Here is a 22,109-nt window from a genome sequence, read left to right on the forward strand (position 1 = left end):
CAGCCCGTAAAGGGTTGCAGAGAACCCGGTGGCAAAGAACCGGACGATATCATTCAAATGTCATTGCCCGGAAGCATGACGGCCATCCCAGCGTGCGGGTGATCAAGGATAAAAAAACGGAGGTCCGGGGACCTCCGTCTTGCTTTAGTGCTGCGGCGCCGAGGTTCAGGCCTGCATGGCCTTCAGGGCGGCGTTGAAGGTGGGGCTGGGACGCATCACCGCCTTGGTCTTGGCGGCATCGGCCTTGTAGTAGCCGCCGATGTCGGCCGGCTTGCCCTGCACCATCTTCATCTCGGCCACGATCTGGGCTTCGTTGTCGGTCAGGGTCTTGGCCAGCGGAGCAAAGTGGGCTGCCAGCTCCTTGTCCTCGGTCTGGTTGGCCAGTTCCTGGGCCCAGTACATGGCCAGGTAGAACTGGGAACCCCGGTTGTCCAGCTCACCGGTCTTGGGAGACGGGGACTTGTTGTTGTCCAGCAGCTTGCCGGTGGCGGCATCCAGGGTCTTGGCCAGCAGCTTGGCGCGGGCGTTGCCTTCCTTGATGCCCAGCTCTTCCAGGGAGACGGCCAGGGCCAGGAACTCGCCCAGGGAATCCCAGCGCAGGTGGTTTTCCTGGGTCAGCTGCTGCACGTGCTTGGGCGCGGAGCCGCCGGCACCGGTTTCGTACATGCCGCCACCGTTCATCAGCGGCACGATGGAGAGCATCTTGGCCGAGGTGCCCAGTTCCATGATCGGGAACAGGTCGGTGAGGTAGTCGCGCAGGATGTTGCCGGTGACGGAGATGGTGTCCAGACCCCGGGCGACGCGCTCCAGGGTGTAACGCATGGCGCGCACCTGGCTCATGATGTGGATTTCCAGGCCGCTGGTGTCGTGATCCTTGAGGTACTTTTCGACCTTCTTGATCAGCTCGGCTTCGTGGGGACGGTAGGGATCGAGCCAGAACACGGCGGGCATGCCGGAGTTGCGGGCCCGGGTGACGGCCAGCTTGACCCAGTCGCGGATCGGCGCGTCCTTGACCTGGCACATGCGCCAGATGTCGCCGGCTTCCACGTTCTGGGTCAGCAGCACTTCGCCGCTGTCGATATCGACGATGTTGGCGATGCCGTCTTCGGCGATTTCAAAGGTCTTGTCGTGGGAGCCGTATTCTTCCGCCTGCTGGGCCATCAGACCCACGTTGGGCACGGTGCCCATGGTGCGGGGGTCGAAATTGCCGTGCCACTTCATGAAATTGATCATTTCCTGATAGATGCGGGCGAAGGTGGATTCCGGCATGACGCACTTGCTGTCGTACTGCTTGCCGTCCGCACCCCACATCTTGCCGCCCTGGCGCATCATGGCCGGCATGGAGGCATCGACGATGATGTCGTTGGGGGAGTGGAAATTGGTGATGCCCTTGGCGGAATCCACCATGGCCAGCGCCGGACGGTGCTCCTGGCAGGCGTGCAGGTCGCGGATGATCTCGTCGCGCTGGGATTCGGGCAGCTGCTTGATCTTCTCGTACAGATCCACCATGCCGTTATTGACGTTGATGCCCAGCTCGGCAAAGGTCTTGGCGTGCTTCTCGAAGGCGTCCTTGTAGTAGATCTTGACGCAGTGGCCGAACACGATGGGGTGGGACACCTTCATCATGGTGGCCTTCACGTGCAGGGAGAACAGGATGCCCGCCTGGCGGCAGTCTTCCAGCTCCTGCTCGTAGAACTCGCACAGGGCCTTCTTGCTCATGAACATGGAGTCGATGATCTCGCCTTCCAGGAGCTTCACTTCCGGCTTCAGCACGGTGGTCTTGCCGCCCTTGGCGATCAGTTCCATGCGCACCCGGCGGGCCTTGTCCAGGGTCATGGACTTTTCACCGTGGTAGAAGTCGCCGCCATGCATGTGGGAAACGTGGGTCTGGGACCACTGCTTCCATTCGCCCATGGAGTGGGGATGCTTCTTGGCGTAGTTCTTCACGGCCATGGGAGCGCGACGGTCGGAGTTGCCTTCGCGCAGCACCGGGTTCACGGCAGAACCCAGGCACTTGCCGAAGCGGGCTTTGAGGGCCTTTTCCTCATCGGTGGTCGGATTTTCCGGGTAGTCGGGAATGGCATAGCCCTTTTCCTGCAGCTCCTTGATGCAGGCCTTCAACTGGGCCACGGAAGCGGAAATGTTGGGCAGCTTGATGATGTTGGTGTCGGGCAGCAGGCACTTCTTGCCCAGCTCGGCCAGGGTGTTGGGCAGACGTTGTGCTTCGCTCAGGAACTCCGGGAACTCGGCGATGACCCGGGCGGACACGGAGATGTCGGCCTTTTCGATCTCGATGCCGGCCGGCCCGGTGAAGGTACGGACAACCGGCAAGAACGCACAAGTCGCCAGCAGCGGCGCTTCGTCCGTGAGTGTGTAAATGATCTTTGACTTTCCTGTAGCCATGCTAACCCCTGAAAGTGGATTGATTGACCTGGGCCGGGTGGACACCGTCCCGCACCAGCCGTCCCGTCCCGGAACGGCAAAACCTTGCGAGTATCTCTGCCCGTGGCATCCCGGTCAACGGCGAAGCTGTCCTGCCACTCACAGCCGCGCACCGGTAAACAGGTTTATTGAACTACAATCGGAACACAAAGGCATAAATCGCAATCCAACTCCAGCGCAGCAAAAGCAAAGGAGCCCCCATGAGCATCGCCACACCAGACCCCACCAGCATCCTGATCGTGGATGACGCCCCCGAGAACCTGGCCGTACTGAGTGAATTGCTGCTCCCCGACTACCAGGTCAAGGCCGCCACCAACGGCCCCCGGGCCCTGGAGATCATCGCCTCGGGCCCCGTGCCCGACCTGATCCTGCTCGACGTGATGATGCCGGGGATGGATGGCTACCAGGTCTTCGCGCGTCTCAAGGAGAACCTCCGTACCCGGGACATTCCCGTCATTTTCGTCACCGCCATGGATGCCACCCGGGACGAGGAGCATGGACTGGAAATGGGCGCGGTGGACTACATCACCAAACCCCTGCGGGCCCCCATCGTCCTGGCCCGGGTGCACACCCAGCTGGAACTGGCCCGGGCCCGGCGCCAGCTCCAGGACCAGAACACCTTCCTGGAGGCGGAAATCGCCCGGCGCATGGGGGAAAACCAGCTGATCCAGGATGTGAGCATCCACGCCCTGGCCCGACTGGCGGAAACCCGGGACCCGGAAACCGGCAACCACCTGCGCCGCACCCAGGAATACGTACGCACCCTGGCCGAACAGCTCCTGGAACACCCCCGCTTCCGGGAGCACCTGAATCCCCGGATGATCACCAATCTGGCCAAGTCGGCTCCCCTGCACGACATCGGCAAGGTGGGCATACCCGACTACATCCTTTTGAAACCGGGCAAGCTGGAACCAGCCGAATGGGAAATCATGAAGACCCATGCCCGCCTGGGTGCCGAGGCCATTGCCCAGGCCGAACGGGATGCGGCCCGGGAAGTGGAGTTCCTCGCCCTGGCCAAGGAGATTGCCCGGCACCACCACGAACGCTGGGACGGCAGCGGTTACCCGGACCGGCTGGCGGGGGACGACATTCCCGTTTCCGCCCGGCTGATGGCCCTGGCCGATGTCTTCGACGCCCTGATCTCCCGCCGGGTTTACAAGGAACCCATGGAATTCACGGAGGCCCGGGACATCATCGTTGCCGGCCGCGCCAGCCACTTCGATCCGGACGTGGTGGACGCCTTCCTGGAAGTGTTTGCCTGCTTCCAGTCCATCGCCCGCCAGTATAGTGACGCGGAAGAAACTGACCCCATCGTCCCGGAGGGCCGTGCTGCTTGAACCCCTACCTGTCGCCGGGAGGCTGAGCCCATGAGTTCCCGCCCCCGCCTCCTCTCCCGCCTGCGCACCCGGGTCTGGCTGCTGCTGGCCCTGATCGTCATTCCCACCTTCCTGCACGCCCTGTTCGTCTTCGAACGGCAGCAGCAGCAGGCCATCGAGCGGGAACAGGACAATATCCGCCACTTCATCCACACCGCCCTGGTGGAAGAGTCCCGCATGTTGCAGCACACCCGGGAAGTGCTGCGCATCATGGCCAACGCCGACGATCTGAAGAAGCTCTCCTCCGAAGATTGCTCCGGCCTGGCCCGGCGCCTGCTCCAGACCCAGGGGGACTACCTGAATTTCGGAGGCGTGCTGCCCAGTGGCCACCTGTTCTGTACCGGAGTGCCCCAGCGTTACGACATCAACTACGCTGACCGCCACTGGTTCATGGAAGCCATGGACGGCCGGGAACAGCCCAATGGCCATTACCTGATCAGCCGCAGCACCGGCAAACCGGGGGTGGTGTTCAGCCAGCCCCTCAAGCACAGTGACGGCAGCCCCCGGGCCGTGCTGTTTGCCACCACCAGCACCGAATGGCTGAGCCGCCTGGCGTTCGGCAACAAACTGCCCCGGGGCTGGAACGCCAGCATCGTCACCCAGGACCTGGACCTGGTGGCCCACTATCCCCAGCGCAGCCAGGGCCCCGACCGCAGCCTGCCCAATGGCAGCCTCGCGGCCGTGCTGCAGGAAAGCCCGGGCGAAGGCATCCACGAGCTGACCGGCAACGACGGCCAGGTACGGCTGTACGGCATTTCGCCCCTGCTCTCCACCGGCAGCCAGCTGTACCTGGTCATCGGCGCCCCCAAGGAGCTGGTCCTGGCCCAGACCCGCCAGGACTTCCACAACAGCATCGCCATCCTGGTGATCATCACCCTGGTCACCCTGACCATAGGCCACCTGGCCATAGACCGTTCCTTCCTGCACTGGGCACGCCGGCTGGAAACCGCCACCCGCCGCCTGGGCCAGGGAGAACGGGGTGTCGTGCTGGAATCCAGCACCCACATCGCCGAACTGGCCAACATCGATCAGTCCTTCCAGCATATGGCCGGGCAGCTGGAAGCCAAGGAAAAGCAGCTGGGCAAACTGAACCGCCTGTACCGGATGCTTTCCAGCTGCAACCAGACCATCATCCACGGCCTGCCCGAGCAGGAAATGCTGCAGCAGTTGTGCGCCATTACCGTGCGCGAAGGGGGCTTCCGCATGGCCTGGGTGGGCCGGCTGCAGGGCACGGAACTGGAACCCCTGGCCTGGGCCGGCCAGGTGGGCAACTATCTGGAGGACCTGGACGCCCACCCCGACGGGCCCCACAGCCAGGGTCCCACCGCCGTGGCTCTGCACCAGGGGCGTTACGGCCTCTGTAACGACATGGCCAACGACCCGGCCGTGGCCTACAAGCGGGACAGCGCCCTGGCCCTGGGCTACCGCTCGGGGGCCAGCTTTCCCCTGCGGGTGGGCGGCAGGCTGTACGGTGTCTTCGGTCTGTACGCCGGGGAAGCCCACTTTTTCGACGCGGAGGAACTGGCCCTGCTGGCGGAACTGGCCAGCGACATGGCCTTTGCCCTGGAAGTGGCCGAAGCCGCCCGGCGGCATCGGGCCACCCAGGTCTCCCTGCAGGAGAGCGAAGCCCTGTTCCACACCCTGACCGCCGTCTCTCCGGTCGGCATCTTCCGCACCGACCCGGAGGGCAACGTCACCTACGTGAATGAACACTGGTGCGCCATGGCGGGCATGGATGCCAGCGCCGCCCGGGGTTCCGGCTGGCTCCAGGCCGTACATCCCGCCGACCGGGAGGCGGTGCAGGCAGCCCGCCGCAGCGCCGTCCTGGAGGGCCGGCCCTTCAACCTGGAGTTCCGCCTGCAGCGCCCGGATGGCCAGGTGACCTGGGTCATGGGTCAGGCCCAGGAGGAGCGCGGGGAAGATGGCCGCATCCAGGGCTTTGTGGGCACCACCACCGACATCAGCGAACGTCGGGCCGCCGAAGAAATGCTGCGCAAGCTTTCCCTAGCCGTGGAACAAAGCCCCAACGCCATTGCCATCACCGATACCCAGGGACGACTGGAATACGTGAACCAGGCCCTGATCGAGCACACCGGCTACAGCCGCGAGGAGCTGATCGGCGAGAACCCCCGGGTGCTGGCCTCCGGCAGGACGCCTGCCAGCACCTACAAGGAACTGTGGCAAAAGCTCAAGGCCGGCGAATCCTGGCGGGGCGAGTTCATCAACCAGCGCAAGAATGGCGAGCTGTTCGTGGAACTGGCCCACATCTCCCCGATCCACCAGACCGACGGCAGGATCAGCCACTACCTGGCCATCAAGGAAGACATTACCGAGAGAAAGCGCATCGGCGAGGAGCTGGAACGCTACCGCCTGCACCTGGAGGAGCTGGTGACCGAGCGCACCCGCCAGATCGACAGCCTGAACCAGGAACTGAAGCGCCGGGCCCTGGAGGCGGATTCGGCCAACCAGGCCAAGAGCACCTTCCTGGCCAACATGAGCCACGAGATCCGCACTCCCATGAACGCCATCGTCGGCCTCACCCACCTGCTGCAGCGGGAAGTCAGCCAGCCGGAGCAGTTGCAGAAGCTGAACCGGATCAGCGAGGCCGCCGGCCACCTGCTCACCGTCATCAACGACATCCTGGACATCTCCAAGATCGAGGCCGGCAAGCTCCTGATCGAGAACAGCGACTTCGACCTGCAGGGTGTGATCCGGAAGAGCACGGCCCTGGTGGCCGACAAGATCCGCGAAAAGGGCCTGAGCCTGGAGCTTGACATCCCGCCCCTGCCGGAGCGCCTGCACGGCGACCCCACCCGCCTGGGCCAGGCCCTGCTCAACTACCTGAGCAACGCGGTCAAGTTCACCGAACAGGGCAGAATCACCCTGCGCGTCCGGGTGGCCGAAGCCCAGCAGGACAGCTGGCTGCTGCGCTTCGAAGTGGAAGACACGGGCATCGGCATCACCCCCGCCGACCTGGCCCGTCTATTCACCCCCTTTGAACAGGCCGACAGCACCACCAGCCGCAAATACGGCGGCACCGGCCTGGGACTCACCATCAACCAGCGCCTGGCGCGCCTGATGGGGGGAGAGGTGGGGGCAAAAAGCACTCCGGGCAAGGGCAGCACCTTCTGGTTCACCGCCCGCCTGAGCGGAGCCCGTACCCCCGCCGGCAGCCCGCCCCTGGCCACCCCGGAAAATCCGGAACAGGCCCTCCGGGCCGCCTGCAGCGGCTGCCGCATCCTGCTCGCCGAAGACAACCCCATCAACCAGGACGTGGCCCGGGAACTGCTGCGGGCCGTGGGTCTGGAGGTGGATGTGGCCAGTGACGGGGCCAAGGCGGTGGAACTGGCCCGGGAGCACGATTACGACCTGGTGCTCATGGATGTGCAGATGCCCCACATGGATGGTCTGGAAGCCACCCGGGCCATCCGCCGCCTGCCGGGCCGGGAGCGGCTGCCCATCCTGGCCATGACCGCCAGCGCCTTCACCGAGGACCGCAACCTCTGCCTCCAGGCCGGCATGGACGATCACGTGGCCAAGCCGGTGGAACCCGACGCCCTGTTCCTCAGCCTGCTGCACTGGCTGCCCTGGCGCCAGGATGCCGCCTCCTTCCCGGCGTCGAGTCCCGATTCATCTCCGCCCGCACCGGCCGCAGCGCCCGGGTCCGGCATCCTGGCTGCCATTCCCGGCCTGGAAACGGAAGCCGCCCTGCACAACCTGCGCGGCAACGAAACCCTCTACCTGCGCCTGCTCGGCAAGTACCGGGACAGCCACGCCCGGGACATGGACACCCTGAACCGGGCCCTGGCCGAAGCCGACCTGGCCACCGCCCAGTCCGTAGCCCACGCCATGAAAGGCACCACCGGCCTGCTGGGCATGCTCACCCTGTCGCGTCTGGCCGCCCAGCTGGAAGCCAGCCTGCGGGACCCGGAAACCTCCAGAGCCCAGCTGCTGGCCCAGGCAGAAGTCCTGGGCCAGGCCCATGGCGCCCTGATCCAGGCCCTGGAAGCCGGCCTGCCCCAGGTGGGCACGCCCCCGCCACCGCCCCCGGCGCCCGCCGACCCGTCCCTGCTGGAGGAGCTGGAGCAACGGCTGGCGGCTGACGACGCTGCCGCCAACCTGCTGTTGCGGCGCCACTTCCCGGCCCTGCGCCAGCGCCTGGGAGAGGAGCCGGCCCGGCAGCTGGAATCCCTGGTGGAAAGTTATGACTACCCCCGGGCCCTGGCCTGCCTGCGCCAAGCCCTGGCGGAACCCCCGGGCTGAGGCAGCCGGGCCCCGGCCCGGTGATAAGATCCCCAGCCTTCCTTCTTCCGCCGACACCATGAAGATTTCCATCGGCCTGTACGGAACCCAGGCGCACCAGATTGCCCTGGCCCTGATCCAGGGTTTCAACAAGCACTACACCCTGTTCCGGGAGACCAACCGGGGCGCCAAGGCCCGTTTCGAACAGGGGGACTGGCAGGGGGTGCATCAGGCCGTGCGGGAGCGGATCCGTTTCTACGAGGAGCGGGTGGGCGAGACCGTGGCGCGCCTCTGCCACGAGTTCGACGTGGCCCAGCTGGACGACCCGGGCTGGCAGCAGGTGAAGCTCCTCTACATCGGCCTGCTCCTGAACCACAAGCAACCGGAACTGGCGGAAACCTTCTTCAACTCGGTCACTACCCGCATCCTGGACCGCCGCTACTTCCACAACGATTTCATCTTCGTCCGCCCGGCCATTTCCACCGAGTACATCGAGGCGGAGGACAGTCCCTGCTACCGGAGCTACTACGCCCATCCGGAGGGACTGCGGGGCGTCATTCGCCAGATCGTCCAGGATTTCGGCTGGGAGCGGGAATTCGCCGACCTGGAGCGGGATGTGAACGCCGTGTACCTGGCGGTGGCCGCCCACCTGGCCGGGATCCCCCAGCGGGAGGTGAATTTCCAGATCCAGGTGCTGGCCTCCGCCTTCTACCGTAACAAGGGGGCCTACATCATCGGCAAGGCCATCAACGGCCAGCAGGAATACCCGTTCGCCATCCCTGTGCTGCACGATGCCCAGGGCCGCCTGTACCTGGACACCATCCTCCTGGACGCCTGGCGCATCTCCATCCTGTTTTCCCTGTCCCGGGCCTATTTCATGGTGGATATGGAAGTTCCCTCGGGCTATGTCCAGTTCCTGCGCTCCATCATGCCCGGCAAACCCCGCTCGGAGCTGTACACCATGCTGGGCCTGGGCAAGCAGGGCAAGACCATGTTCTTCCGGGACCTGATCTACCACCTGCATCATTCCGAGGACAACTTCATCGTCGCCCCCGGCATTCCCGGCCTGGTGATGCTGGTATTCACCCTGCCCTCCTTCCCCTACGTGTTCAAGCTGATCAAGGACCAGTTCGGCAGCTCCAAGAACATGGACCGGGCCACGGTCAAGCAGAAATACATGCTGGTGAAGCAGGTGGACCGGGTGGGCCGCCTGGCCGATACCCTGGAGTTCTCCAACGTGGCCCTGCCCCGGGACCGCTTCGCGCCCGAACTGCTGGAGGAAATCCAGCGCCTCGCCCCCTCCAGCCTGGAAATGGACGGGGAGCAGCTGATCATCCGGCACCTCTACATCGAGCGGCGCATGGAGCCCCTCAACCTGTACCTGGACAAGGCCGAGCGGACCGGGGACCAGGAAGGCCTGGTCCATGCGATCCGCGAGTACGGCAACGCCATCCGGGAACTGGCCCAGGCCAACATCTTCCCGGGCGACATGCTGTGGAAGAACTTCGGTATCACCCGCTACGGCCGGGTCGTGTTCTACGACTACGACGAAATCGAGTACATGACCGACACCCATTTCCGCGCCATTCCCCCGGCGCCCGATTTCGAAACCGAGATGTCCGGCGAAGTCTGGTACCCGGTGGGGCCCCACGACGTGTTTCCCGAGGAATTCGCCACCTTCCTGCTGGCCTCGCCCAACATCCGCCGCATCTTCCTCCAGCACCACCAGGATCTGCTCAGCCCCGGCTTCTGGCAGGAAACCCAGGCCCGGCTGCGGGCCGGCCACGTGGAAGATTTCTTCCCCTACCCCCAGTGCCTGCGCTTTTCCCATCCGCCAGACAGCCCGGAAACAGGCCCGGCAGGGACCGCCCGATAGCCTCCTGAATTGCCCGGAAAACCGGCCAGGAACCCCGCCCAGGCCAGTGTCATTCCCCGGTTTTTTTGCGCAAGATCAAGGGCAAAGAAACAGCACATCCGAAAATCAGGAAATTCTGATTCTTGGAGCCCGGCATGAATCTGGACTTCATGCTCGAAGCCCTGGGAGACCGGTCCAGCATTGCCCTGATCGGCCTTCTGACCGGAACCCTGTTCGGCTTCTTTGCCCAGCGCTCCCGTTTCTGCCTGCGCTCCGCCACCCTGGAATTCTGGCGCCGGAGCGGCACCGAAAAGCTGGCCGTCTGGCTGTTCGCCTTCTCCACCGCCGTGCTCGCCACCCAGCTCTTCAGCCTACTCGGCTGGTTCGATGCCTCGACCTCCCGCCAGCTCTCCAGCCGCGGCAGCCTTTCCGGGGCCCTGGTGGGCGGCCTGCTGTTCGGCATCGGCATGGTCCTGGCCCGGGGCTGTTCCAGCCGCATGCTGGTGCTGGCCGCCAACGGCAACCTGCGCGCCCTGCTTGCCGGGCTGATCTTTGCCGTCACCGCCCAGGCCGCCCTGGCCGGCATCCTCGCTCCCGCCCGCCTGTGGATCGCCAGTTGGTGGACCGTGGCTCCCGAGACCCGCAACCTGCTCGGCCTCCTGGGCCTGGGCCATGGGGGTGGCCTGCTGTTCGGCCTGCTCTGGGCCGCCGCCGCCCTGTTCTTCGCCCGCCGGGCCCGGCTTTTTGCCTGGGGCCTCTGGGGCGGCATCGGGGTGGGTTTGATGGTCGCCCTGGCCTGGCTGCTCACCTACCAGGTCTCCCTCCAGGCCTTCGAGCCCATCCCGGTGGAAGCCCTGAGCTTCACCGGCCCTTCCGCCAGCACCCTGATGCTCTTCCTCTCCCCCCCAGGCCAGCCCCTGGATTTCGACCTGGGCCTGGTGCCCGGCGTAGCCCTGGGCTCCTTCACCGCCGCCTGGCGCGGCAAGGAGCTGAAACTGGAGGGCTTCAAGGACGGGCACAGCATGCGCCGCTACATCTTCGGGGCCATGGCCATGGGTTTTGGCGGCATGCTGGCCGGCGGCTGCGCCGTGGGCGCCGGAGTTTCGGGCGCCGCCATCTTCGCCCTCACCGCCTGGCTCACCCTGATCGGCATGTGGCTGGGCGCGGGCCTGACCGACTGGCTGGTGGACAAACAGGGCAGGAATCCCTGAAGCCTGGCACCGGGGCGGCCCGGGCCGCCTTGCCGCACCGGGGCAAACCCGCCACAATGAGCCCCCGGCGCCTGGCGCTGCCCTGAATCTGCCCCCCCCGTGATCGTCCGTCCCCGCCCCCACTGGATACACCTGCTGTTCGTGCGCCGCGGCTCCATCGTGCGCGAAATCTTCACCCAGCAGCTGTTCATCTTCCTGCTCTGCTGCGCCGTGGTGTTGCTGCACGGCCAATTGTTCCACTGGAAGGTGACCCTCAATTCCAGCCCCTTTTCCCTGATGGGGGTGGCCCTGGCCATTTTCCTGGGCTTTCGCATCAACGTCAGTTACGAACGCTACTGGGAAGCCCGCAAGCTCTGGGGCACCCTGCTCATCGAAGCCCGCAACCTGGCCCGCCAGGCCCTGACCCTGCCCGTCGCCGGCACCGAAGCGCGCCCCTTCGTGCTGGGCACCGCCGCCTTTGCCCATGTGCTGCGCAACCAGCTGCGGGGCGAGCCCCGGGACAAGAGCACGGCAGAACTGCTGCCCGAGGAACTGCAGGCCCGGGTGGCCACCGCCCGCTTCGCCCCGGCCCTGGTGCTGCTCTGGCTGGGGGAGCGGCTGGGCGAATGGCGCCGCCGGGGACAGCTGGACCCCTTCCTGTCCCAATCCATGGAACAGGCCCTGAGCCGGCTCTCCTCCGCCCTGGGGGGCTGCGAGCGGATCGCCAGCACCCCCCTGCCCTTCACCTACACGGTGATCCTGCACCGCAGCGCCTACCTCTACTGCATGCTGCTGCCCTTCGGGCTGGTGGATTCCATCGGCCTGATGACGCCCCTGGTGGTGACCTTCGTCTCCTACACCTTTTTCGCCCTGGAAGCCCTGAGCGACCAGCTGGAAGACCCCTTCGGCCGCCAGCCCAACGACCTGCCCCTGGACGCCCTGGCCGCGGGTGTGGAAGCCAGCCTCCGGGAAATGCTGGGAGAAACCCCGGCCCCCGCCCCCCAGCCGGATGCCGATTTCGTACTCAGCTGAGCATCCAGTACAAGGGCATTCCCCCGGTCTATAATCCCGGCATATTTTTTTCCGGGAGCCCCCCATGCCCATCGTCGGTATCGGCCTGCACGTCTTCATCGCCCTGCTCTGCGCCGTCCATGCCCTGCGTTCCGGCCAGCCCCTGTACTGGCTGTTCATCCTGTTTTCCTTCCCCCTGCTGGGCAGCATCGCCTACTTTCTGGTGATCTACCTGCCCAACTCCCGCCTGGAGCGGGGCGCCCGCCGGGCGGTCAGTGCGGCGGCCAAGGCCCTGGACCCCCAGCGGGAACTGCGGGAGGCCCGCTTGGCCTTCGAGGACACCCCCACGGCCCAGAACCAGATGCGCCTGGCCTCGGCCCTGCTGGAAACCGGGGCCGGCGAGGAAGCCGCCCGCAACTACGAGGCCTGCCTGCAGGGGCCGTTCGCCACCGATCCGGAAATCCGCTATGGCGCCGCCCGGGCCTTCGTGGAATGCGGCCGCTACGGGGAGGCCCTGGGCCACCTGGAAGCCGTCCGCGCCAGCAAGCCCGATTTCCGCCCCGAAGCCATCACCCTGCTGCTGGCCCGGGCCTACGCAGGCAGTTCCCGCCACGCCGAAGCTCGCCAGGAATTCGAATCGGCCCAGGCCCGTTTCGGTACTTTTGAATCCCTGGCCGAGTACGCCATCTGGACCCTGGCCACCGGGGACCGGGAAACCTACCTGCGCCTCCAGGCCGAGATCGAGCGGCAGCAGAAGAAGTGGAACGCCCATACCCGGGAGCTGAACAAGCACTGCCTGAAACGCCTCAACGCCGCCCTGCAGCTCTCCCGCCAGGGGGCCTGAGGCGCTGCACCGCCCATGCAAACGGCCACCCGCGGGTGGCCGTTCTGCTTCCTCCTGCTTGCCTTTAACCTTAAAACCTCAGTTAAACCACAGAGGCACAGAGACGCCGAGGAAAAACAAAGACTTGTCCTGGAAGGCCAGGTCACTTTCTAGGTGAGCGCAGAAGATAATGCAAGCCATTGTTTTTTTGAACTTCTCTGTGTCTTTGTGTCTCTGTGGTGAGGTTTTTAGGTTATTGCCTCAGGGCGCCGGATCAGCGGGGGAAATACATCTTCGCCTTGTCGAGCTTGTAGGTCCAGGGCAGGCCGGCGTTCTTCCAACCGTTCACCACCCGCTGCCCGGCCTGGGGGCCTTCCTTGGCCGTATCGCCCTCGAAACCTTCGGCGACGCTGTACACCCGGGTGTAGCCGGCCGCCATGAGCCGGTCGGCCGCCTTGGAACTGCGGTCCCCGGAGCGGCAGATGAGGAGGATGGGCACGTCCTTGCCCTGCAGCCCTAGTTCGGCCAGGCGGCGCTCCAGCTCGGGCACGAAGTCCTGGAAGGGCTCCACCTTGTACATGTGACGCTTGTCGTCCCATTCCTGCATCAGCTCCTGGTGCTCCACGAAGGGAATCAGGGCGTCCGCCGCCGTGGCCATGCCCACGTACATGGCCTCATAGCGGGTGCGGATGTCGAACAGGGCCACCTTGTTGCCTTCCTTCTGCTTCATTGCGAAAGCCTGCTGCGGGGTGAGATAAAGCCCCAGCTTGCTCACCTTGATGTCAGGCAGCTTGCTCCAGTCGGTGCTTTCCGGTGCCCACTGGGCGAATGCCAGGGGGCTGCAGGCCAGCAGCAGGACGGCGGTGAGGGTACGGATGGTTTTCTGCATGGTTTTCTCCCAGAGAGATCAGATGACGATGCCGGGGTTGCCGGCCACCCCCTTCAAGGCGGGCATGTTCAGTTGTACGGGCCTGACGGTGCCGATGCCGCGCAGGTACTCGGCCACCACCTCCCAGATTGGTGCGCCGGCGCCCCTGGCCTCCTCCGACACTGGGGCCCAGCCGGCCACCTTGTAGACTTTGTCGGGGTCGATGGGCCGCCCCTTCAGCATCATGTTCTGGATGCGCTGGCCCATGCCGGCCGCCGGGTCGCAGCTGTATTGCAGGCCGCCGACGCGGACCATGTCGCCCCCCTGCTGGTAATAGGGGTCCGGGTTGAAGAGGTTGTCGCAGACGTCCTCGAGGATGGTCTTGAGCATCTCCCCCTTCATCTCCGTGAGGGTGGTCCAGGGGTAGGTGATGGCGGTCTGGTCGAGCAGGTGCTCCATGGTGATGGTGTCGCCGGGCAGGAGCGAGGTGCCCCAGCGGAAACCGGGAGAGAAGGCGATGTCGGCCCCCTTCACCTGGAGCAGGGCATCGCAGATCACCTGATCGAAGGTGCCGTTGAAGTTGCCGCGCCGGTACAGGAGGCCTTCGGTCACGGCCAGTTTTTCCGAGAGCTTGTCCAGGTAGGGAACCCGCACCCTGTCGATCAGGGCCTGCATCTCCGGGTCGGCGGGCAGCAGGTTGGCGAACACGGGCAGGAGCTTGTAGCGATAGCCGGCCACCTTGCCGTTCTTGACCTCGAAATCCATGACCCCCAGATACTTGCCGTTGGAACCGGCGTTGGTGACCAGGGTCTGGCCGCCGGGGTTCTTCACCACCACGGGCTGGGGCACCCCGTCATGGGTGTGGCCGCCGAAGATGGCGTCTATGCCCCGGACCCGGGAGGCCATCTTCAGGTCCACGTCCATACCATTGTGGGAGAGCACCACCACCACCTGGGCGCCCTTGCCCCGGGCTTCGTCCACCACCGCCTGCATGTTCTCGTCCTGGATGCCGAAGCTCCAGTTAGGCACCTGCCAGCGGGGATTGGCGATCGGGGTGTAGGGAAAGGCCTGGCCGACGATGGCCACGGGGATGCCGTTGATCGGTTTGATCACGTAGGGCTTGAACACCGGGTCGCCGAAGTCGGTGGTCTTGACGTTCTGGGCGACGATGTCGATCTTCCCGGCAAAATCCTTTTCCTCGATTTCCTTGACCCGCTCTTCGCCATAGGTGGCCTCCCAGTGCAGGGTCATCACATCGACGCCCAGGAGCTTGCAGGCCTCCACCATGTCCTGGGCCTTGGTCCACAGGGCAGTGCCGGAGCCCTGCCAAGTGTCGCCCCCGTCCAGCAGCAGGGCCCCGGGCCGGCTGGCCTTGATCTGCTTGACCAGGGTGGCCAGGTGGGCGAAGCCCCCCACCTTGCCGTAGGTCCGGGCCGCCTGTTCGAAATCCAGATAGGTGAAGGCGTGGGCTTCGGCGCTGCCAGCCTTGATCCTGAAGGCCTTGAGCAGATGCTCGCCGACCAGGTGCGGCACCTGGCCTTGCATGCTGCCGATGCCCAGATTCACATTGGGCTCGCGGAAATGGATGGGCAGCAACTGGGCGTGGCAATCGGTGATGTGCAGCAGGCTCACGTTGCCGGAGCGGGGAAAGCGGTACAGGGTATCAGCCGCCTTGCCGGCCTGGGCCCAGTCCGTATGCAAGGCCATGCCGCCTCCAGCGGCCACGGCCAGCACCTGCAGGAATTCGCGACGATTCATGCTCATGGGTGTCTCCTCCCGTAAAGAGCAACATTAGAATTTACTAACATACCAAAGCGAAACAGGGCCCGGCGGTCCAGCCGGGCCCGAGGCCCCTATTTCTTGTTGACCGGGGATTCCGGGTCGAACAGGTAAGCCATCAGATGCTTGATCTGCTGCTCGGTGAGGATGTCCGCATCCCCGTTTCTGGGCATGTTGCTGCAGGCGTTGAAGGCCTTGGCATTCCAGATCTTGCCCCAGGTGTAGCGGAGCACCTCGTCGCTACGCCCCCGGGTCTTGCCATACTCCAGCAGGCTGGTGCCTATGGTGCCGTAGGCGATTTCATGGTGACTCATCTGGTGGCAGTTGTAGCAACCGCCGCCATTGTCGGTGGGGGTCTTGTCGGTCCAGGTGAGGCCCCGGCCGCTGATGGCGATCTTCTCCCCCTCCTTCCAGTTGCCGAAGTAGTTGCCGTCGGCGGGGTAGCGGATGGTCTTCAGCTGCTCCGCCTCAATGGCCTTCTGCACCGGCATGGCAGGCGCTTGGGCCTGGGAACAGGCGGCCTGGAAGTCGAGCTGGTAGATGCGGTGCTTGGCGGCAATCCCGGTGGTCTTGAAGGAGCTGTCCAGCATGGCCTTGAATTCGGCATGCAGCTCGGCATCGGCAGCCCCGGCTCCCTGGCAGGCCAGCAGCAAGGAGGCGAGAGCAACAGTGTGGGCGTAGGTCTTCATGTCCGTCTCCTCAGCGCTTGATCCCGGGGGTCATCACGGTGCCCCCGTTGCCCGTGGCGGCCATGTAGACCGACAGGGCGATGGTCACATCCGAGCCATAGATGGGCTCGGGAAAGCGCTGCTGGCGGAAACAGTCGTTGAGCCGGTGCTGCATGGTCCAGAACTGGCCGTTGGACACCCGATAGGCCGGCCAGGAGCCCCAGCCGGCCGCCGCCCCCGCCTGGGTACGCAGATCGGGCAGGTCCTGCAGGCGGATGCGTTTGTCCTTGTCCCCGTGGCAGGTGGCACAGGAGAAGTCCATGGGCCCGCCCCGGTAGTAGAAGGTCATCTTCCCCAGTTCATACATCTTCTTCATCTGGGGCGGCTTCATGTCAATATCGATCTTCTCGCCATGGGATTCGGTGACCACGTAGGCCACGATGGCCTGCATCTTCTCCCGTTCGCCCTTGCCCCAGGCGGCGTTGATGATGGTCTTGGGATCTATGCCCTGGAGGGTCTCCATGCAGGTCATCAGCCGGGTCTCCAGATCCTGAACCCGGCCGGTATCCTTGAAGTAGCGGGGCAGGCGGGCGCTGGCCCCCTTCACCACGCCGGGCCCCAAACCCAGGTCGCACTGCTCCAGGGAGGCATTCCTGGGACCCCGCTTCTGCTTCCAGAGCTCCTCCCCCTGGAGGGCAAACAATTCGGACGGATTGCCGTCGGCAATCATTTCCCGGTAGCGGGCGATTTCATCGGTGGTGGCATCAGCCTGGGCGGAACCGGCCCCCAGGGTTCCCAGCACCAGACAGGCGCCCGCCAGGCCCTGACTCAGCATTCGGTAGTTCATGTCCCCTCCGTTGTGGTGGCGAATTATTATGACAGGCGGGCCTCAGGTTTTCCTGCTGCCCGCCCCGGCCTGTTCCGGCCGTCCTGATGATCAGGCGATGGCGGCTTCGTCGGTACGGGAGTCGCCCTTGTTGTCCTTCCAGGTCACGACCACCTTGTCCCCCTTGGCGCCGCCCTTGAACTTGAAGGCCAGGTAGGGGTTCTTGGAGACGGCGGGGCCGAACTGGGCATCCAGCACGGTCTTGCCATTCCAGGTGGCGGTCAGTTCAGTGATGAAATGGGCCGGCACCAGATTGCCGGAAGAATCCTTGCGCTGGCCGGTTTCCATCTCGTGGCTCATCAGCACCTTGACCTCGGTGACGCCATCCTTGGCGGCGGCGCGGATTTTCATGGGATTTGCCATGTATCTATCTCCTTGATCTGTTGGGTTAGCCGCCGCAGCCGCCGAGGGTGACCTTGACTTCCTTCATGGCCATCAGGAACTTGCCATCGGCCTTGACCAGGGCATAGACATTGGAAGTCTGGCCCATCTTGCAGCGAGTCTGGACATTGGCTTCTGTCCCCTCGGGCAGCTTGAAAGTGGCGGCCAGGGCATCCGGATTCTTCTCGATCAGGATGGAGATGGATTCCACCTTGGGCAGCGTGGTGGATACACCAATAGGCACCACGGCGCCGTTTTCGGCGATGTCCGGGGCGTTGATGCTGATGTCACCGGAGGTGGCGGGTTTGCCGGCCCCCAGGGCGGCCAGGCTCTTTTCCAGGGTACCGGCCTTGAAAGCGCCTTCGTTCCAGGCGGCCAGGGCCAGTTCGGGCTTGATCACGCCGGCAGCTGCCAGCAGACCGAGCACACCCAGACCGCCACCGGTCTTGAGGACTTCACGACGTTGCTTGATCATGCATTGTCTCCTTGTTGAAGGTTGCTTATTTTGCCGGAGCGCCCGACAAAATCCATTTGACGAGCGCGGTTGCATCTGCGTCAGAAAGTTGCGGGTGGGGAGGCATGGGCACGGATCCCCACACGCCTGCTCCGCCTGCTTTGACCTTTTGGGCCAATTTAGTTTCAGCATCGGCCTGGCCCTTGTACCTGGCCAGCACCTCGTTGTAGCCGGGACCGACGATCCTGGCGTTCACCCCATGGCAGGCCATGCAGCCGGTACTCTGGGCCAGTTGCTGGACACGGGCGTTTTCAGAAATGGACTCCGCCGCCTTGCCGGCTTCCCGGTTGCCGGTAACCTTACCACGGGCAGGACCGACTTCCCGATTCTGCTCGGCCAGGTTGCCGTGCGCATCGGCCGCATAGTCGGGCAGGCTGGACACCAGCTGCACCTGGGTCTTGCAGTTGCGCATGCAGGCCACGCCCTTCACGTCGGGCTTGCCGCCGTTACCCATGCCCTTGCCCGGCCACATGCCGTGCTCGGTGGTCATGCCGTTACGGTTAGGCATGAGCTTCTGGACCTCGGCCATGTTCTGGTCGGAGAGCACGAAATCAGCCGGCACCACTTCCGCCAGATTGAGCAGGTAGGCCAGGATGCCGTACACCTCGTCCGGCTTCAGGGACTTGGGCTCGGTCCAGGGCATGGCCCGCTGGATGTAGTCGAACAGGGTGGAGATGGTGGCCACCTTCATCAGGGTGGAGCGCTGGGGTGCGGAACCATCCACCAGGGATTTCACGTGGCCGGTCTTGATGTCCTCCCGGGTGGTACCGCCCACCAGGGGGGTGAACACCTCGTTGGACTCGCCGAAGGAACCATGGCAGCTGGCGCACCTGGCTTCGAACACCTCGCTGCCCAGGTCCACGGAGCCTGAGCCCTTGGGCAGCCCCTTGAAATCGGGGCGCACGTCGATGTCCCAGGCCTTGAGCTCCGCCGCTGTGGCGGGGCGGCCCAGCCCCTTGTAGGTGTCGAAGGCCTGGGCAGACAGGCTCAGGCCCGCCAGAGCCAGGACCAGCAGGGATTCAGAGAACCTGGACATTGCTCACCTCCCCGGTTTCAGAGACCTTCCAGGACTGGATGGCGTTGTTGTGGTAGATGGACTTGGTACCCCGCACGGCCCGCAGCTGTCCGTAGGAGGGCTGGACATAGCCGGTTTCATCCACGGCCCGGGACTGGAGGATGGCCGGCTTGCCGTCCCAGACCCAATTGACGTTGAAGCGGGTCAGGGCCTTGGACTGGATCGGCCCTTCGAGCCGGGCCACCTGCCAGTTGATGCCGCCATCGAAGGAAACATCCACCCGGGTAACCTTGCCGCGCCCGGACCAGGCGATGCCGGTGACGTTGTAGAACCCCGTATCCAGCAGCATCTGGCCGCCGGAAGGACTGGTGATCACGGACTTGCACTCCTGCACCGAGGTGTATTGCCGATGCTGACCGTCCGGCAGCAGATCGATGTAATGGACGGCCTCATCCTTGGTGGCCCAGGGCTGGTCCCCCACCTCGATGCGGCGCAGCCATTTGACCCAGGACACACCCTGGACCCCAGGCACCACCAGGCGCAGGGGATAGCCATTTTCGGGACGCAGCATCTCGCCGTTCATGCCGTAGGCCACGAACACCTCGCCGGACTCCACCATTTCCATGGGAATGGTGCGGGTCATGGAGGAGCCATCCGCCCCTTCCGCCAGCACATAGCGGCACTTCCGGAAATCCACGCCGCAATCTTCCAGCAGGAGGCGCAGGGGCACCCCGGTGAATTCGGAGCAGGACAGCATGCCGTGGGAGTACTGCACCGTGGGCACCGCCACATTGCCCCACTCCATGCCGGTATTGGCACCGCACTCGATGAAATGGATGCGGGACACGGAAGGCAGCCGCATGATGTCGTCCATGGTGTAGACCTTGGCCGTCTTCAGGAAGCCCGGCTCGGAACCATTGATCATCAGGCGGTGCTTGGAGGGATCCACGTCATGCCAGCCCTGGTGGTGCCGCTCGAAATGGAGGCCGGAGGGGGTGATGATGCCGAACAACCCCTGCAGCGGCGTAAACGCCACGGAGGAACCGGAAACCCGGGTCAACCCCGGGGATTCCCGCCGCACCAGATTGCGTTCGTACTTGGAGGGCAGACCGTAAGGGTTGGCGGCCACCGGCATGCCCAGGGAGGTGGTCCACGGCGGGTTGCCGAGAATGTTGGGATCCCCTTCGGCGGCCCGGGCCAGCGCCGGTGCCGCCATGGCACCCGCTGCGGCGATGAAACTGTTTCTCAGAAAATTGCGGCGGCTGCTGGCCCCCTGGCGGGCGACCTCCTTGACCTCCGCCTCGCTGAGGAAATTTTCCGGTGCAGGCCTGAGCCGCCCCGGTTTTTGTCCTGGCTCCGTCATTGCAACTACTCCCCCGTCGTTTGATGCAGCTCTCGTTGGCAACAAGCAAATACACGGCCCCGGCGATCAGGCGTCTCCTCCTCATCCGGCGTGATTTGTTTTTGATTTCCGTCAACTTATTATCAACTTGAATATATCGTCAAGTTCTAATATTTCCGCGGTGCACCATTCCCGGGCATAAGAAAATCCATGGGAATAAGCCTTTCCGGTTTGCCATTACCCGGAATCCATGTTTCCATAAACATTTGTACCCCCGGAACCGGGGATCCCGATCAGCCCATCCCATGATCAGATCCACAGGCCACCTCCGAGGAGAATTCCACGATGCCCCGCCTGCATAGCCTGCTCAGCGCCACCGACCTTTCCGGCCCGGCCCGTCACGCCGCCGCCCGGGCCGCCCGACTGGCCCGGGAACACCATGCCCGTCTGGCCCTGACCCACGTCATCAGCCAGGGGGCCCTGCAGACCCTGCGCCACCTGCTGGGCCAGGGCACCCCCAGGATGGAGGAGTCCCTGATGCACGAAGCCCACCAGGATTGCCTGCAACTGGGCACGGAAGTGGGCCAGCCCCTGGGCATCAGCGCCGAAATCCTGGTCCGGGTCGGCAACCCCATCGATGAGATCAGCCGCGAGGTGGACGCCCAGGATGCCAGCCTGCTGGTGCTGGGCAACCGGGGCAGCGGCTTCCTGCGCGAGCTGCCCCTGGGCTCCACCGCCGAACGACTGCTGCGCCGCCTGAGCCGCCCGGTGCTGGTGGTCAAGCAGACGCCCCACGAGACCTACCGGCGGGTCCTGGTCCCCGTGGATTTTTCCGCCCATTCGGTGCACGCCCTGCGCCTGGCCCACGCCGTGGCCCCCCAGGCCGACCTGATCCTGCTGCATGCCTTCGAAGTGCCCTACGAATCCCAGCTGCGCCGGGCCGATCTGAGCGAGGACACCATCCTCGGTTACCGCAGCGTCGCCCGGCGGGAAGCCAGCCAGCAACTCGACGAGCTGGCCGCCGCTTCGGGGGTGCCGGAAAACCGCATCCGCCGCCTGGTCCTGCACGGCAATGCCAGCGAGAACATCCTCGTCCAGGAGCAGGAACAGGATTGCGACCTGATCGTCATGGGCAAGCATGGCCAGAGCCTGCTGGAAGAGTGGCTGCTGGGCAGCGTCTCCAAGCATGTGCTGTCCCAATCCGCCTGCGATGTGCTGGTGACCGACCGGCCCCGGCCCTGAGCCGGCAGCGCCCCGGAAGTAGTTGCCCATCCGCCATGCAAGTCTTACTCTTCGGCCCTAGGTCCCGGCGCAGATTTCATAACTACAGCCGGATCCTGTCTGAAACCGCTCGATGCGCCTTCCAGAACAGCCGGCGCGTCCCTAAAACAACAGGAGACTCGATAATGAAGCTGTCGCATATCGCTGCCGCGTTCTGCCTCGCGGGCATGGCGGCCTCGGCCGCCGCCGCGGACCCCCACCTGGGCCGCAACCTGGCCGCCACCTGCGCCAATTGCCATGGCACCAACGGCAAGGCCGTGCCGGGCTCCGGCATGGATGCCCTGGCCGGGATGGAAAAGGAAAAACTCCTCCAGAAACTCAAGGACTTCAAGTCCGGCGTCAAGCCCGCCACGATCATGCATCAGATCTCCAAGGGCTATACCGACGAGCAGATGGACCTGATCGCCGCCTACTACGCGGCCCAGAAATAAGGGGG

Annotated in this window: 17 protein-coding genes; 8 read left to right on the top strand and 9 right to left on the bottom strand. The window is 64.7% G+C overall.

Annotation, left to right across the window (positions count from 1 at the left end; translation table 11 throughout):
* Nucleotides 1–165: 165 nt before the first annotated feature.
* Nucleotides 166–2,403, bottom strand: a complete 2,238-nt coding sequence (locus G474_RS0108515) for an NADP-dependent isocitrate dehydrogenase (protein ID WP_026686596.1) — start codon at nucleotides 2,401–2,403, stop codon at nucleotides 166–168.
* Nucleotides 2,404–2,642: 239 nt separating this feature from the next.
* On the opposite strand from G474_RS0108515, the gene G474_RS0108520 reads away from it, so the two are divergent.
* The 6 genes from G474_RS0108520 to G474_RS0108545 all read left to right on the top strand — a co-directional run bounded on the left by G474_RS0108520 (nucleotide 2,643) and on the right by G474_RS0108545 (nucleotide 12,960).
* Nucleotides 2,643–3,779: a response regulator gene (locus tag G474_RS0108520; RefSeq protein ID WP_026686597.1), complete on the top strand. Its 1,137-nt coding sequence runs from the start codon at nucleotides 2,643–2,645 to the stop codon at nucleotides 3,777–3,779.
* Between the two features lie 30 nt (nucleotides 3,780–3,809).
* Nucleotides 3,810–8,081, top strand: a complete 4,272-nt coding sequence (locus G474_RS22020) for a PAS domain S-box protein (protein ID WP_051282160.1) — start codon at nucleotides 3,810–3,812, stop codon at nucleotides 8,079–8,081.
* A gap of 58 nt (nucleotides 8,082–8,139) precedes the next feature.
* Nucleotides 8,140–9,936 carry a bifunctional isocitrate dehydrogenase kinase/phosphatase gene (gene aceK / locus G474_RS0108530; protein WP_026686598.1) on the top strand — a complete coding sequence of 599 codons (1,797 nt, stop codon included), beginning with the start codon at nucleotides 8,140–8,142 and terminating at the stop codon, nucleotides 9,934–9,936.
* A gap of 134 nt (nucleotides 9,937–10,070) precedes the next feature.
* Nucleotides 10,071–11,126 (top strand): YeeE/YedE family protein, encoded by a 1,056-nt coding sequence (locus tag G474_RS0108535; RefSeq protein ID WP_043463799.1) that lies wholly within the window; start codon nucleotides 10,071–10,073, stop codon nucleotides 11,124–11,126.
* A 99-nt stretch (nucleotides 11,127–11,225) separates the two neighbouring features.
* Nucleotides 11,226–12,137, top strand: coding sequence for a bestrophin family protein (locus tag G474_RS0108540; protein WP_026686600.1), 912 nt, complete (start codon nucleotides 11,226–11,228; stop codon nucleotides 12,135–12,137).
* Nucleotides 12,138–12,201: 64 nt separating this feature from the next.
* Complete coding sequence (locus G474_RS0108545) at nucleotides 12,202–12,960, top strand: tetratricopeptide repeat protein (RefSeq protein ID WP_026686601.1); 759 nt, start codon at nucleotides 12,202–12,204, stop codon at nucleotides 12,958–12,960.
* 253 nt (nucleotides 12,961–13,213) lie between these two features.
* On the opposite strand, the gene G474_RS0108550 is transcribed toward G474_RS0108545, so the two are convergent.
* From G474_RS0108550 to soxC, 8 genes are all read right to left on the bottom strand, one after another.
* Nucleotides 13,214–13,828, bottom strand: coding sequence for a rhodanese-like domain-containing protein (locus tag G474_RS0108550; protein ID WP_043463802.1), 615 nt, complete (start codon nucleotides 13,826–13,828; stop codon nucleotides 13,214–13,216).
* Between the two features lie 18 nt (nucleotides 13,829–13,846).
* The gene (soxB, locus tag G474_RS0108555; protein ID WP_026686603.1) at nucleotides 13,847–15,571 is read right to left on the bottom strand and encodes a thiosulfohydrolase SoxB; all 1,725 of its coding nucleotides are present in this window, start codon (nucleotides 15,569–15,571) and stop codon (nucleotides 13,847–13,849) included.
* A gap of 89 nt (nucleotides 15,572–15,660) precedes the next feature.
* Nucleotides 15,661–16,275 (bottom strand): sulfur oxidation c-type cytochrome SoxX, encoded by a 615-nt coding sequence (soxX, locus tag G474_RS0108560; protein WP_026686604.1) that lies wholly within the window; start codon nucleotides 16,273–16,275, stop codon nucleotides 15,661–15,663.
* Between the two features lie 10 nt (nucleotides 16,276–16,285).
* Nucleotides 16,286–17,101: a sulfur oxidation c-type cytochrome SoxA gene (gene soxA / locus G474_RS0108565; protein ID WP_026686605.1), complete on the bottom strand. Its 816-nt coding sequence runs from the start codon at nucleotides 17,099–17,101 to the stop codon at nucleotides 16,286–16,288.
* 90 nt (nucleotides 17,102–17,191) lie between these two features.
* A complete protein-coding gene (gene soxZ / locus G474_RS0108570) occupies nucleotides 17,192–17,503 on the bottom strand; it encodes a thiosulfate oxidation carrier complex protein SoxZ (protein ID WP_026686606.1) in 312 nt (103 codons plus the stop codon).
* A 25-nt stretch (nucleotides 17,504–17,528) separates the two neighbouring features.
* On the bottom strand, nucleotides 17,529–17,996 hold the full coding sequence (gene soxY, locus G474_RS0108575; protein ID WP_026686607.1) for a thiosulfate oxidation carrier protein SoxY: 468 nt from the start codon (nucleotides 17,994–17,996) through the stop codon (nucleotides 17,529–17,531).
* A 25-nt stretch (nucleotides 17,997–18,021) separates the two neighbouring features.
* Entirely contained in the window at nucleotides 18,022–19,071 is a 1,050-nt protein-coding gene (locus tag G474_RS0108580) for a c-type cytochrome (protein ID WP_026686608.1), read from the bottom strand.
* Nucleotides 19,055–20,413 carry a sulfite dehydrogenase gene (gene soxC, locus G474_RS0108585; RefSeq protein WP_026686609.1) on the bottom strand — a complete coding sequence of 453 codons (1,359 nt, stop codon included), beginning with the start codon at nucleotides 20,411–20,413 and terminating at the stop codon, nucleotides 19,055–19,057. Before soxC ends, G474_RS0108580 begins: the two co-directional genes overlap by 17 nt.
* A 324-nt stretch (nucleotides 20,414–20,737) precedes the next feature.
* Here soxC and G474_RS0108590 point away from each other — a divergent pair, with 324 nt between their 5' ends.
* Both G474_RS0108590 and G474_RS0108595 read left to right on the top strand, forming a co-directional pair.
* On the top strand, nucleotides 20,738–21,634 hold the full coding sequence (locus G474_RS0108590; RefSeq protein ID WP_026686610.1) for a universal stress protein: 897 nt from the start codon (nucleotides 20,738–20,740) through the stop codon (nucleotides 21,632–21,634).
* Nucleotides 21,635–21,798: 164 nt separating this feature from the next.
* Nucleotides 21,799–22,104, top strand: a complete 306-nt coding sequence (locus tag G474_RS0108595; RefSeq protein WP_026686611.1) for a c-type cytochrome — start codon at nucleotides 21,799–21,801, stop codon at nucleotides 22,102–22,104.
* Nucleotides 22,105–22,109 lie beyond the last annotated feature (5 nt).

Source organism: Azovibrio restrictus DSM 23866 (assembly GCF_000429665.1).
Classification (GTDB): domain Bacteria; phylum Pseudomonadota; class Gammaproteobacteria; order Burkholderiales; family Rhodocyclaceae; genus Azovibrio; species Azovibrio restrictus.